This window comes from Streptomyces sp. SAS_281 (assembly GCF_052542855.1).
Genome location: NZ_JBMNDO010000030.1, coordinates 19,558 through 31,352 on the forward strand (window position 1 = coordinate 19,558; position 11,795 = coordinate 31,352).

Sequence of the window (11,795 nt, forward strand, 5' to 3'; positions counted from 1 at the left end):
CGCGGACGCACTCACACGCGGCCGAAGCACCACACCCCGAGGATGAGGAAAAGTACGCCGAACACGGTGGCGAGTGCGGTGGAGACAAAGGGGCGCACCCCGTACGCCACCGGCGCACGGTTCAGCACGCGCGCCCCCGTCCACAGCAGCAGCGCCGCGCCGAACAGTGCGAACGTCGCTCCGGCCAGGACAGCGGGTCCGCTCTCCATTCCGTACGCCTCCCTCTTCCCTGCCGCATCTCGGCTACGCGGGGAGGTTCCCACCACGGAACGTCGCCGGCACCAACACGGGGTGAACAGCGGACCCCGTCACATCACGTCGAGCGTCGCGCGCCGCCTGCTCCCCCGTTCGAACAGAGCGAGCAGCACGAGGGCGAGCAGGGCGTAGCCGGCGCCCGTCAGCAGTTCCGCGGCGATCCCCCGGCCGTCGAGCCGGGCCCCGGCCGACAACTGACGCGCCGCGTCGGCTGCGTGAGTCAGCGACAGCACGTCCCGAAGTCCCGCATCCAGGCAGGCAGGGTCTCCCGCGGCACGTTCGCGCCGGTCGGCAGCAGGAGTACGGAAGCGGCCACGTTCGATACGAGGAAGACGTCCCGGAACCGCAGCCCGAGCGCCCCCAGCGCAAGGCCGAACACGGAGCACCCGGCACCGGCGGCGAGCAGCACGGCGCCGAGTCCCGGAAGAGCCTCAAGCGGAATGCGCAGACCGAGCAGGAAACAGACGGCAGAGAGCGTGAAGACGCTGATGACGAGACCGTTCAGCACATACGGAAGGGCCCGACCGAACCAGAGCGGAGCACGGTGGCGGGGGCTGAGCAGGACCGCGCCGAGCGTCCCGTGACGCCGCTCGTTCGCGACGGCCATCGTGCCGCCGTACACACAGGCTGTGGACGAGGAGATCACGGCGTTGCCGAGCAGGTGGCAGCGGTCGTCGGCGATGCCCAGCTGCCGTCCCGGGAAGACGAAGAAGAGGAGTTGCAGCAGCGGGCCGGCGAACAGGGTGCCGATGAACATGGACGGCGTCGTCCAGTTGAAGAGCGCCCGGTACGAAAGGGCGCCGCCTATCACCACGAGCCTCGCGGCGGAAACGATCCGGCGGTGGAGGCCGGGGGCGGAACCGGAATCCGCGTGGGGTGTACGGGCGGGCATGGCAACTCCTGGGAGGGGACGGAGAGGAGGCGGGGCGCGGATCCGGGGCGGGCAGCCACGCCGGGTCAGGCGAGGGCGAGGGTCGCGGCGGCCCGCGCACGCCGTTCGACGCGTCCCAGCACGAGAACGGCGAGCAGCGCGTAGAACACACCGAACCCGAGGGCGGCGCCCATCGGGACCAGCACTTCGCCCGCGCCCGCCCCGCCAGGGGTCGCCGCGTGGACCGCGCGGGAGCCCCAGGTGGTGGGCAGGACCCAGGAGACCGGACGCGTCCAGTCACACCGGATGTGCGAAGTCCAGCGGCACGTCGAAGAGCACGGCGCCCCAGAGCACCGTCGCGCCCATGGCGTAAGTGCCGATGACCGCGGTGGCCGGAGTGATGGACAGCAGGACGAGGGAGAGCGGGGTGGGCGAGGCGACGAGCGTCTCCAGGGTTCCCAGCCAACGCTGGTTCTGCACGGCCCCGCCGGACCCGGAGAGGACCGAGGACCAGATGCCCATCAGCCCGGCTCCGACGGCCGCGGTCAGCAGCCGGTCGGGGTCGTCGGCGGCTCGGAAGAGGTAGACGGAGAGCGTCGCGCAGACCAGGGGCACGAGGACGGCGAAGGTGATCTCCAGCGGCGAACGACTCATGTACGACACGTGTGTCCGCACACCGACGGCGGTCAGACGCAGGGCCCGGGCGGGCGTCATGCGGCGACCTCACCGTCGAGGCGGCGGTCCGCCTCGGAGCCGCGCTCCTGAGGTGCGGGTTCCGCACGAAAGGGCTCGTTCGCCTCCTCCACGATCGCGATGCAGGCGTCCTCCGGCGCGGGTTCCCGGGTGACGACCCGTCCGGCCCGGACGCCGTCGAGCCGCATGCGTCCGGCCGTCCTCGCGCAGCACCTCGCGGGCCCGGACCACCCACTCCTCATAGGGCCGGGAGGGGTGGCGGTGCGGCATCACGAGGTGGAGGCTGCAGAAGGCGTCCCACAGCGGGCTGATCGCGATGCGGGTCGCGCCGAGCGATGCCTCGTCCGGCTAGATCCGGATCATCCGGTCACCGCCCGCCCGGGGGCAGCGGCTCCAGGAAGCCCTCCTCGACCAGCAACCGGATGGCCTGCGGGGTGCGGTCCCGGAGCAGCACCGGGTCCTCGTTCATCAGCTGGGCGATGGCGTCGAGGATCCGCCCGGCGGGGAGTGAGCCGTCGCAGACGCCGGCGAACCCGGCCCCGACCGCGTCGACCTTGGTGGCCCGGCGCATGCCCCGGTTCTGACGGAGCACCACATGCTCGGGGTCCTCCGCCCCGGGGAGCCCCACCTGCTCCTGCACCACCTCGGCAGCCAGGGTGAAGTGGGAGGCGAGGAGCGCGGCGTCGTCCTGCTCGCGCAGGTAGTCGAGGCGGGCGAAGTGCGCCTCGACCGCGGGGCCGAGCGGCTGCTCCACCGCGTGCGGCCACTCCTCGATCACGATGGAGGGATTTCCGGCGGCGGCCGGGGCGGACTTCCTCAGCGTGATCCAGCCAAAGCCGACGCCCTTCGTCCGCCGCGCCTCGAACTCGTCCAGCCAGGCGTCGTACCGCGCCTCGTACTCCGCCGGATCCGTGCGGTGGTCGCCGCTGTCGCGGAGCCACAGCTCGGCGTACTGCGTGACGTCCTGCACCTCGCGCTGCACGATCCAGGCGTCGCACCCCTCCGGGACCCAGGTGCGCAGCCGGTCCTGCCACTCCTCGCCCTCGGTGTGCTCCCAGTTGGCCAGAAAGTGTGCGAAACCGCCCTCGTTGAGACGGTCGCCGGTCTGCCGCACCAGGGTCCGGCACAGGTCGTCCCCGGCCATTCCGCCGTCGCGATACGTGAGCCGGGCGCCCGGCGAGATGACGAAGGGCGGGTTGGAGACGATCAGGTCGAAGGTCTCGTCGCCGACCGGCTCGTACAGCGAGCCTTCGCGCAGATCGGCCGGGGCGGCACCGGACAGGGCGAGGGTGAGGCGGGTGAACGCGAGGGCGCGCGGGTTGAGGTCGGTCGCCGTGACCCTGGTGGCGTGCTGCGCGGCGTGCAGCGCCTGGATGCCGGAGCCCGTACCGACATCGAGGGCGGAGCCGACGGCCTTGCGGACGGTGATCCCGGCCAGAGTGGTGGAGGCCCCGCCGATGCCGAGGACCACGCCCTCGTCGCGCGAGCCGATCCCGCCGGCGCCCCCCACCGCGCAACCCAGGTCGGAGACGATGAACCAGTCCTCGCCGTCCGGGCCGCCGTACGGACGCACATCGACGGTCGCCCGCACCTCCCCGGCCGTCTCGGCCAGCCAGCCGTCCGCCACGCACTCCTTCAGCGGGAGCACCGCCGCCGCCCGCTCCACGGGCACGGGGCGCTGGAGGAGGAAAAGGCGCACCAGCGTGTCGAGCGGCGTGTCGCCACGCGTGGCCCGCATTGCCGGGACCGTCTCGCTGCGCGCCAGCGCGGCATAGGCGGCCGCGCCGAGCAGGTCGAGGAGTCCATCGGCCGTGAACGCGGACGCGAGCAGGGCGTCGCGGAGCCGATGCGCGTGGTCCGCCGCGGGAAGGTCTGCTGCGAAAAGGCTGGTCTTACTCACGTGCCCCATTGTGACGGCTCCCACCGACAACGGCAGCGACCCGGCCACCGCACCGGGCATCCCCGGGGTGGCCGGGCCGCTCACCCGGATGCCGTCCCATCCCCGCGGGCCGTGACGCCGGCCGGCCGGTTACGCCTTGCCGGTGGACGCGGAGGGCGACGCTTCCTTCGAGGGCTCGCTCGAAGGCTTGGCGGAGGGCTTGGAATCGTCCGGCGAGCCGGCCGAGGGAGACGCCGAGGCGGTCGGCTTCTGGCAGCCCTCCTGCTTGGCCATCGCGGTGCCGACCTCGCCGGACTGGAGCTTCTGCAGCGCCTGGTCACCGCTGGTGCTGATCTTGTTCAGCTCCTCCGCGACGCCCTTGAGTCCGTCGGCGAACTTGCCCTGGTCCTTCGTCTCCAGGTCGTCGACCTTCTCCTGGAGCTTCGCGTAGGCCGCGGAGGAGGCGTTGAGCTCCTTCACGGCCTCCTTCTGCGTGGTCTCGCCGTCGCCCACCGGCGGCGGCCCAGCCGAATCGACGGCCGACCCGAGTGCCTTGTACGCCTGCGAGATCTGCTGGAAGGCCGCGGAGTCGGTCTTCTGGACGTCGGCGGGCTTGCTGTTGTCGGAGGTCTGCTGCTGGATGGACGCATTGGCGTTCGCGATCTTCTGCAGCTGGGGCTGAACCTGGTCGCAGACCTTCTTCGCCCAGTCGTTCACCTTGTCGTCGCTGTCGTCGCTGCAGCCCGACAGTGCCAGTACGAGTACCGCACCGCCGGACAGCGCGGCTGCAAACTTCTTGTTCACCGGTTTGGTCCCTTCCAAGGCTCTCGGCCCCGGAACTTACACGCCGAACGCGCTCCATCCGGGGGCCAGGCGTCCGATAGGCAGGCTTTTGTAGCCATTTGCATCAAGGGAAATGAGGGATACGCAACTCACCCGGACAGCCCTCACCGAGGCGAACACGCGAACGAATCTTCACCCTCGCGGGGAGATAGGCCGATCAGGCACGACGTCAGAAAACCGTGACCGCACAGGAACTGAGCACGCGTCGCCCACGAAGCGCACCGGCACCCCTCAGGGCAGGACGGTGACCGGCGTCTTCGGCCAGCTCATCCGGATCACGCCGCCGTCCGCACCGGACCGGACCTCCACGTCGTCAACGAGACCGCTGATGACCGCGAGGCCCATCTCGTCCTCGTCGTCGGCCTCGGACTCGGGCTCGTCAAGCCCTCCGCCGGAGGTGGCGCCGCGTCGCCCGGAGACGCCGCCGGGAACGGATCCGTCGGCGCCGGGGCCAGGCACCTCGTCCCCGACCTCGATGGCGAACGCCTTCTCCTCCTCGATCAGGCGGACCATGACAGGAGCCGTGATGCCGTGGCTACGGTGCAGACCGACGGCACGGCTGCACGCCTCGCCCACGGCGAGGCGGACCTCGTCGAGCACGGCCTCGTCGACTCCGGCCCTGCGCGCCACGGCCGCCGCCACGAGACGGGCGGTCCTGACGTGTTCGGGCTGGGCGCTGAAGCGGAGTTCAACGGTGGCCATGCGATCCCCCTCGAACGTACGTATGTGCATGCCTGGGCCAGACCGCGGCCCCGGCTAGACCTGCGGGCGTCGGCTCCCGGCACCGGAGCGGCCCTCCCGGACGGTCGGACGGCTGACAAATAAACCGGCCAGGGACCGCCAACCGGGTGATCCCGGCAGCCATGGCGCACCGCACCGCTCACGGCGGTACAGAGGCAGCCCGCCCCGGCAGGCTCCCTCCGGAGCCGCCGCGGCCCGCCCGCCACCGGACCGGCACAAACCGGCCCGGCGCCGGACCGGATGTCAGTCGGTGGCCGCGACGGCCTCGTCGACCGTGGTGTGGATGGGGAACACCTTGGTCAGACCGGTGATCCGGAAAATCTTGAGAATGCGCTCCTGGTTGCACACCAGGCGCAGCGAGCCCTCATGGGCCCGCACCCGCTTCAGGCCGCCCACGAGCACGCCGAGGCCGGTGGAGTCGAGGAAGTCGACGCCTTCCATGTCGACAACCAGGTGGTAGCTGCCGTCATTCACCAACTCGACCAACTGCTCGCGCAGCTTGGGCGCGGTATACACATCAATCTCGCCACCGACCTCGACGACCGTACGGTCGCCACCAGGGCCGGACACATTGCGAGTCGACAAGGACAGGTCCACGGATCCTCCAGCACCTTGCTATCGAGCGGTCGCCCCTCGGTCTCCCCGACGGAGCCGGGGGACGGATCGCCAGCCGCGATGGCATTCAATCACTTACCGGCAGCCATGCACGACGCCTTCGGACCATTGTCCGCCTCGCCAGTGACACACTCGGTGCCGATGGCCAAGAATCAACGCCCCAGTCGACCCCCGGGGAGTGGGGGCTCCCGCCCCTCTCCCGACATGGTCCTCGACCGGCTCGCCGCAGGGGCGGGCCGGTCCGCGCGCATCACTCATACGGAGCACTTGCCCCCGCGTGCGGGAACCCATGCAGTCTGGCCCGACCGCATCCGTCCGGAAGTGATCGCCGCCATCCAGAAGGCCGGCATCGAGCACCCCTGGGCGCATCAGGCGGCCGCCGCGGAGCACGCCTTGGACGGCACGTCCGTCGTGATCGCCACCGGAACGGCGTCCGGCAAGTCCCTGGCGTACCTCACCCCGGTCCTCAGCGCCCTCCTGGACGGCTCGGAGGCCCCGAACGGGCGCGGCGCCACCGCGCTCTACCTCTCCCCGACCAAGGCCCTGGCGGCCGACCAGCGGCGATCGGTCAAGACGCTCGCGACCCCACTGGGCAACGGCATCCGGCCCGCCGTCTTCGACGGCGACACGCCGGTCGAGGAGCGCGAGTGGGTGCGCCAGTACGCCAACTACGTCCTCACCAACCCCGACATGCTGCACCGGGGCATCCTCCCGTCACACCCCCGCTGGTCCTCCTTCCTTCGGTCCCTGCGCTACGTCGTCATCGACGAGTGCCACACCTACCGGGGCGTCTTCGGCTCCCACGTCGCCCAGGTGGTGCGCCGGCTCCGCCGCCTCTGCGCCCGCTACGGCTCCGATCCCGTCTTCCTCCTCGCGTCCGCCACCTCCGCCGAGCCCGCCGTCGCGGCCGGCCGCCTCACCGGTCTCCCCGTCACGGAGGTGGCCGACGACGCCTCCCCGCGCGGCGAACTCGTCTTCGCCCTGTGGGAGCCCCCGCTGACCGAGCTGCACGGTGAGAGGGGCGCCCCCGTACGCCGGACCGCCACGGCCGAGACCGCCGACCTGCTCACCGACCTCACCCTCCAGGGCGTCCGTTCGGTCGCCTTCGTACGCTCCCGGCGCGGCGCCGAGCTGATCTCCGTCATCGCCAAGGAGCGCCTCGCCGAGGTCGACCGCACCCTGCCGTCCCGGGTCGCCGCCTACCGCGGCGGGTACCTCCCCGAGGAACGCCGCGCCCTGGAACGCGCTCTGCACTCAGGCAGCCTCCTGGGCCTCGCCGCCACCACCGCCCTCGAGCTGGGCATCGACGTGTCCGGGCTGGACGCCGTCGTCATATCCGGCTACCCGGGGACGAGGGCATCGCTCTGGCAGCAGGCGGGCCGGGCCGGCCGGGCGGGGCAGGGCGCCCTAGCCATCCTGGTGGCCCGCGACGATCCGCTGGACACCTTCCTCGTCCATCACCCCGAGGCCCTTTTCGAGCAGCCGGTGGAGTCGACCGTCCTCGACCCGGACAACCCGTACGTCCTCGCCCCCCATCTCTGCGCAGCGGCCGCGGAGCTGCCGCTCACCGATGACGACCTCCAGCTCTTCGGTCCGGCCGCACCCGGGCTCCTCCCCCAGCTGGAGACCGCCAGGCTGCTCCGCAAACGGCCGTCCGGCTGGCACTGGACCCGACGCGAGCGCGCCGCCGACCTCACCGACATCCGGGGTGAAGGCGGTCGCCCCGTCCAGATCGTCGAGGAGGGCACCGGCCGGCTGCTGGGCACCGTCGACGAGTCCGCCGCCCACAGCGCCGTCCACGAGGGCGCCGTCCACCTCCACCAGGGCCGCTCCTACCTGGTCCGGAAGCTCGACCTGGAGGACTCCGTGGCCCTGGTCGAACAGGCCGACCCGCCGTACTCGACCACCGCCCGCGACACCACCTCCATCGCCGTCCTGGACACCGACACCCAGATCCCCTGGGGGGACGGCCGCCTCTGCTACGGGTCCGTCGAGGTCACCAACCAGGTCGTCTCCTTCCTCCGTCGCAGGCTGATCACCGGAGAGGTGCTCGGAGAGACCAAGCTGGACCTGCCGCCCCGCACCCTGCGCACTCGTGCCGTCTGGTGGACGGTGACCGAGGACCAGCTCGACGCCGCCCGGATCAACCCCGAGATCCTCGGCGGCGCGCTCCACGCCGCCGAGCACGCCTCGATCGGCATGCTGCCGCTCTTCGCCACCTGTGACCGCTGGGACATCGGCGGGGTGTCCGTCCCGCTGCACCCGGACACCCTGCTGCCGACGGTCTTCGTCTACGACGGCCACCCGGGTGGCGCCGGATTCGCCGAGCGCGCCTTCCACACCGCCCGCGAGTGGCTGTCGGCCACGCGCCTGGCCATCGCGTCCTGCGAGTGCGATGCGGGCTGCCCCTCTTGCATCCAGTCCCCCAAGTGCGGCAACGGCAACGACCCCTTGCACAAACGAGGTGCCGTCCGGCTCCTCACGGAGCTCCTCCGGCCCGCGACGGGCGGGACGCCCGAGGACGAAGGCCCCGCCCCTCCTGCGGGGGCGTGACCGCCACGCCGGGATGCCAGGGCGAAGGATCGGGCGCTACGCCGGAGGGCTCGGGCCCGCCGGTTGCATCCGGTCCCGGCCGCCCGGCTGATCCCGCCCCGCACCGGGCGGAGGCACGCCCGCCGCGGGACCCCCCTCCGGCGGTCCCGCCCGGGACCTGACCTCCGGCGCATACGGCCCGAACCGCACCCGGGCCGTCACATCGGCGACCTCCCCCAAAACCGCGCACCGCACCACCTCCGCCCCCTGGGCCCTGGCCACCTCCTCGGCCGACGCGCAGGCCGGCTCCACGCCTTCCAGCGCCCGGTCCGCCGCCGCCAGCGCCGCCAGATCGGCCGCACCCCCGGCCCGGTGCCGAGCCGCCACCACCTGTCCGAGCGCCAGAACCACCGCGAACACGGTGCACAGCGTCACCGTGGTCACCGCCGCCCACACAGTCACCAGCCCCTGATCCCCCACCGGCGCCCGTCGCCGGCCCCACCATCGGACCGGGGCTCCGATCCACCGACGCCGGCCTCTCCCCCTCACCGGTCGCCCCGGTCCACCGCCGGATTCGGCCCGCCCGCGGCGGTTGCGGCGGCAGGGACCGGCGCGTCCTCGGCCGCGGCCGCCGCCTCCGCCCTCAGCGCCGCGGCGAGGCGCCCGGGCCCAGGGGTCGGGGCCACCACCGTCACCCGCCACAGCGCTCCGGCCCGCTCCACCTCGACCGAAGCCCCGCTCGGCGCCGCGGAAAGAGCGGCCTCCCGCACCTGGGGCGCCGGCTCCGAACGGGCTGCGGCACGGGCGCCGGCGCGGGCCGCGTCCACGCAACGAATCTGGGCTGACGCAGCCATCAGCGCCCAGAGCAGGGCCAGGGCGAACACCACCAGCACCGGGATCACCATGGCGGCCTCCGCCGTCACCGCTCCCCGATCGCCGAGCCGCCTGCCGTCCGGCACGAAGCCCCTGCACCGTGCGTTCCCCGCTCGGCTCGGCCGGCCTCCGGGCCCGGCCCCCGCCGCCCTCGCACCAGCCTCAGAACTTCGCATCGAGCGCGCCCTTCAGCAGCGACTGCAACTGGGACATCACCGCCGCGCTGGTGACGACCTTGTAGAGCACGGCGGCGAACGCACAGGCCGCGATCGTGCCCACCGCGTACTCGGACGTCGTCATTCCGCTGTCTGCCCGGGACCGTGCGAGACGGACCACAAACCGCGTCCACTTCTTGATCTTGCGCATCACTTCAAACCCCCGACACATCGGTTACGTACACGACTGAACTGGTCCCACGTCTTTGCTTCCGGACTACGCCGGTTGAAGCAGGCCACCGGCCAGCCCGATGACCACGGGCGCCACCCCCACCGCCAGAAACGCGGGGAGGAAGCAGAGCCCCACGGGCGCGGTGACCATCACGGCGGCCCGCTGCGCCCGCGCCGAGGCCGCCCTCGCCCGCTCGGCCCGCAGTGCCTCAGCGATCCGGGCCACCGGCTCCGCCGCTGGGGCACCGGTCGATCCCGCCCGGTCCAGGCAGCCGGCCAGGGCGGCGGCTCCCGGTATCTCGCCGAACCTCCCCCAGGCGACAGCCGGGTCTCCGCCGAGCCGGATCTCCGCCGCCGTCCGGGCGAGCTGATCGCCCACCGAACCACCCAGGGACTCACCCACCGCCTCGGCCGCCTCCACCGGGCCGGCGCCGGCGGAGAGGCAGGCCGCCAGCAGGTCCGCCGCCATGGGCAGTTGTCGTGCCGCTTCCGCCGCTCGGGCTTCTGTCTCGGCGGCAATTCGCGCGGCGCGTCCGAGCCCCTTTCGCTGCCATCGCCGGGTGCCATAGGCCGACCCCAGGCCGACCGCCCATCCCACCGGGCCGCCCACGAGGAACCACCCCGCCAGCACGACCGCCGACAGCACCACCCACTGCTTGACCGAGGCGGCGGAGAAGGCCGGGCCCGCCCGGGGTCCGGACTGCCGGAAGGGGCCCGTCCGGCCCCCGGGAACCGCCCGCCCCACCGCCAGAAGGTGCTCGCCCCGACGCCGCACCCGCCGGCCGGCCTGCCGCCGCGTCAGCGGAAGGACCACTCGGGCATACACGCACAACGCGACCCCGACGGCTGCCGCCGCCTGGACACCCCCGTCGGCCGATGCGCTCATCCCACTTCCCCCGACCGGACGATCCGGGCAGCCCAGAGGAGACCGCACGCCTCCAGCAGGCCGCCGGTCACCAGGCAGACGAGGCCGGCGGTGCTGTGCAACAACACCCTCAACGGGTCCGCGCCCAGCGCGGCACCGAGCCCCAGACCGAGCACGGGGAGCAGGGCGAGCACCCCGACCGTCGACCATGCCCCAGCCAGCTGTGCTCGCAGCTCGTCCCGCTGACGGCGCTCGGCGCGCAGGGCGCTTTCCAGCCGGCCCAGGCCCGCCGCAAGCCCGGCGCCGCTGCCCACCGCCACCCGCCAGCAGGCGGCCACTCCAGCCAGCCCGTCCAGCCCCGGTTCCTCCGCTGCCTGGACGAGTGCTCGCGGCACGTCACCCCCGAACCGCGCGGCGGCCGACACCCGGAAACCGGTTTCGCCCATGCCGTCCGTGCCGCGCACCGCTACAAGCAGCGCCTCCCCGGGCTCGCGACCGGCCCTCAGCTCACCGACCAGCGCACCGCACAGATCCACCACTCCGTTCGCCCTGGCCTCCCGTTCCTTGCACGACCGCCTCTTCCGCAACCATCTCCGTGCCAGGGGAACGGCGGCGGCACCCGCAAGCAGCGGCAGTACGGACTGTCCGAGCGCCGCCGGCACCGAAGCCACCGGGAGACACAGCCACTCCCACCGCCCTCTCAGCCGCTCCTCGATCCGGCCGCGGGCCTTCCACCACCTCTCCCCGCCCGGCGACCGCTCGCCCCCGTCGGTCAGCAACGCCCGCGCCCTGCGCAGCGGCCGGCTACGGCCCATCACCGCCAGCCACGCGGCCATCGCCGCACACAGTGCTGCGGCGTGCACCACGTCCGGGACCCCGACCCGTGCCGCGCTCCCGGTCACAACGCATCCCCGATGAGTTCATGCAGCCGCTCCCAGCCCCGCTCCCGCTCGAAGCCCGTGACGCCCCACCGCAGAGCCGGAACGGTCAGCACCAGCCCGGCCGCGTCCCGCTCCAGCACATGGATGTCCGCGATCCGTCTGCGCCCCGCCCGGTCCCGGACGAGGTGGACCACTACCGACAGAGCCGCCGCCAGCTGACTGTGCAGCGCCAGCCGGTCGAGTCCCGCCGCGGTTCCCAGCGCCTCCAACCGTGCCGGAACATGCCCGGCAGCATTGGCATGGACAGTCCCGGAGCCTCCCTCATGTCCCGTGTTCAGGGCGGCCAGGAGCTCCCTAAATG

General features: G+C 72.7%; 14 protein-coding genes and 2 pseudogenes. 1 reads left to right on the forward strand and 15 read right to left on the reverse strand.

The features are described 5' to 3' along the window. Nucleotides 1-11: 11 nt before the first annotated feature. From ACN6LM_RS13995 to ACN6LM_RS14035, 9 genes and pseudogenes are all read right to left on the reverse strand, one after another. Nucleotides 12-209: a hypothetical protein gene (locus ACN6LM_RS13995; RefSeq protein ID WP_445065679.1), complete on the reverse strand. Its 198-nt coding sequence runs from the start codon at nucleotides 207-209 to the stop codon at nucleotides 12-14. A gap of 99 nt (nucleotides 210-308) precedes the next feature. After that, nucleotides 309-488 (reverse strand): hypothetical protein, encoded by a 180-nt coding sequence (locus ACN6LM_RS14000; RefSeq protein WP_445065680.1) that lies wholly within the window; start codon nucleotides 486-488, stop codon nucleotides 309-311. Continuing rightward, on the reverse strand, nucleotides 476-1,147 hold the full coding sequence (locus ACN6LM_RS14005) for an ABC transporter permease (RefSeq protein ID WP_445065681.1): 672 nt from the start codon (nucleotides 1,145-1,147) through the stop codon (nucleotides 476-478). The genes ACN6LM_RS14000 and ACN6LM_RS14005 overlap by 13 nt, the downstream gene beginning before the upstream one ends. Before the next feature lie 65 nt (nucleotides 1,148-1,212). Continuing rightward, a pseudogene (locus ACN6LM_RS14010) lies at nucleotides 1,213-1,840 on the reverse strand (ABC transporter permease). After that, nucleotides 1,837-2,007, reverse strand: coding sequence for a hypothetical protein (locus ACN6LM_RS14015; RefSeq protein WP_445065682.1), 171 nt, complete (start codon nucleotides 2,005-2,007; stop codon nucleotides 1,837-1,839). Before ACN6LM_RS14015 ends, ACN6LM_RS14010 begins: the two are co-directional and overlap by 4 nt. Before the next feature lie 179 nt (nucleotides 2,008-2,186). Beyond that, nucleotides 2,187-3,728 carry a DUF7059 domain-containing protein gene (locus tag ACN6LM_RS14020; protein WP_445065683.1) on the reverse strand — a complete coding sequence of 514 codons (1,542 nt, stop codon included), beginning with the start codon at nucleotides 3,726-3,728 and terminating at the stop codon, nucleotides 2,187-2,189. A gap of 120 nt (nucleotides 3,729-3,848) precedes the next feature. Next, nucleotides 3,849-4,502 (reverse strand): small secreted protein, encoded by a 654-nt coding sequence (locus ACN6LM_RS14025; protein ID WP_445065684.1) that lies wholly within the window; start codon nucleotides 4,500-4,502, stop codon nucleotides 3,849-3,851. Between the two features lie 270 nt (nucleotides 4,503-4,772). Beyond that, entirely contained in the window at nucleotides 4,773-5,243 is a 471-nt protein-coding gene (locus ACN6LM_RS14030) for an ATP-binding protein (protein ID WP_445065685.1), read from the reverse strand. Between the two features lie 282 nt (nucleotides 5,244-5,525). Then, on the reverse strand, nucleotides 5,526-5,879 hold the full coding sequence (locus tag ACN6LM_RS14035) for an STAS domain-containing protein (protein WP_003967428.1): 354 nt from the start codon (nucleotides 5,877-5,879) through the stop codon (nucleotides 5,526-5,528). Nucleotides 5,880-5,957: 78 nt separating this feature from the next. Here ACN6LM_RS14035 and ACN6LM_RS14040 point away from each other — a divergent pair, with 78 nt between their 5' ends. Further along, the gene (locus tag ACN6LM_RS14040; RefSeq protein ID WP_445065686.1) at nucleotides 5,958-8,450 is read left to right on the forward strand and encodes a DEAD/DEAH box helicase; all 2,493 of its coding nucleotides are present in this window, start codon (nucleotides 5,958-5,960) and stop codon (nucleotides 8,448-8,450) included. Nucleotides 8,451-8,486: 36 nt separating this feature from the next. Here ACN6LM_RS14040 and ACN6LM_RS14045 read toward each other — a convergent pair whose 3' ends face one another. The 6 genes and pseudogenes from ACN6LM_RS14045 to ACN6LM_RS14070 all read right to left on the reverse strand — a co-directional run. Continuing rightward, nucleotides 8,487-8,891 (reverse strand): Rv3654c family TadE-like protein, encoded by a 405-nt coding sequence (locus ACN6LM_RS14045; RefSeq protein WP_445065687.1) that lies wholly within the window; start codon nucleotides 8,889-8,891, stop codon nucleotides 8,487-8,489. Nucleotides 8,892-8,974: 83 nt separating this feature from the next. Next, entirely contained in the window at nucleotides 8,975-9,352 is a 378-nt protein-coding gene (locus tag ACN6LM_RS14050) for a TadE family type IV pilus minor pilin (protein ID WP_445065753.1), read from the reverse strand. A gap of 112 nt (nucleotides 9,353-9,464) precedes the next feature. Continuing rightward, nucleotides 9,465-9,668, reverse strand: coding sequence for a DUF4244 domain-containing protein (locus ACN6LM_RS14055; protein ID WP_445065688.1), 204 nt, complete (start codon nucleotides 9,666-9,668; stop codon nucleotides 9,465-9,467). A gap of 66 nt (nucleotides 9,669-9,734) precedes the next feature. Continuing rightward, nucleotides 9,735-10,574, reverse strand: coding sequence for a type II secretion system F family protein (locus ACN6LM_RS14060; protein WP_445065689.1), 840 nt, complete (start codon nucleotides 10,572-10,574; stop codon nucleotides 9,735-9,737). Next, the gene (locus tag ACN6LM_RS14065) at nucleotides 10,571-11,389 is read right to left on the reverse strand and encodes a type II secretion system F family protein (protein ID WP_445065754.1); all 819 of its coding nucleotides are present in this window, start codon (nucleotides 11,387-11,389) and stop codon (nucleotides 10,571-10,573) included. The genes ACN6LM_RS14060 and ACN6LM_RS14065 overlap by 4 nt, the downstream gene beginning before the upstream one ends. A 62-nt stretch (nucleotides 11,390-11,451) precedes the next feature. After that, nucleotides 11,452-11,787, reverse strand: a pseudogene (locus tag ACN6LM_RS14070) (ATPase, T2SS/T4P/T4SS family); the annotation flags it as partial. Nucleotides 11,788-11,795: the final 8 nt, after the last annotated feature.

Bases quoted from the DNA above. Each gene is read 5' to 3' on its own strand.
- ACN6LM_RS14005 (WP_445065681.1), bottom strand. From the start codon at position 1,147: ATGCCCGCCCGTACACCCCACGCGGATTCCGGTTCCGCCCCCGGCCTC.
- ACN6LM_RS13995 (WP_445065679.1), bottom strand. From the start codon at position 209: ATGGAGAGCGGACCCGCTGTCCTGGCCGGAGCGACGTTCGCACTGTTC.
- ACN6LM_RS14030 (WP_445065685.1), bottom strand. From the start codon at position 5,243: ATGGCCACCGTTGAACTCCGCTTCAGCGCCCAGCCCGAACACGTCAGG.
- ACN6LM_RS14015 (WP_445065682.1), bottom strand. From the start codon at position 2,007: ATGCGGCTCGACGGCGTCCGGGCCGGACGGGTCGTCACCCGGGAACCC.
- ACN6LM_RS14060 (WP_445065689.1), bottom strand. From the start codon at position 10,574: ATGAGCGCATCGGCCGACGGGGGTGTCCAGGCGGCGGCAGCCGTCGGG.
- ACN6LM_RS14065 (WP_445065754.1), bottom strand. From the start codon at position 11,389: ATGGCCGCGTGGCTGGCGGTGATGGGCCGTAGCCGGCCGCTGCGCAGG.
- ACN6LM_RS14020 (WP_445065683.1), bottom strand. From the start codon at position 3,728: ATGGGGCACGTGAGTAAGACCAGCCTTTTCGCAGCAGACCTTCCCGCG.
- ACN6LM_RS14040 (WP_445065686.1), top strand. From the start codon at position 5,958: ATGGCATTCAATCACTTACCGGCAGCCATGCACGACGCCTTCGGACCA.
- ACN6LM_RS14055 (WP_445065688.1), bottom strand. From the start codon at position 9,668: ATGCGCAAGATCAAGAAGTGGACGCGGTTTGTGGTCCGTCTCGCACGG.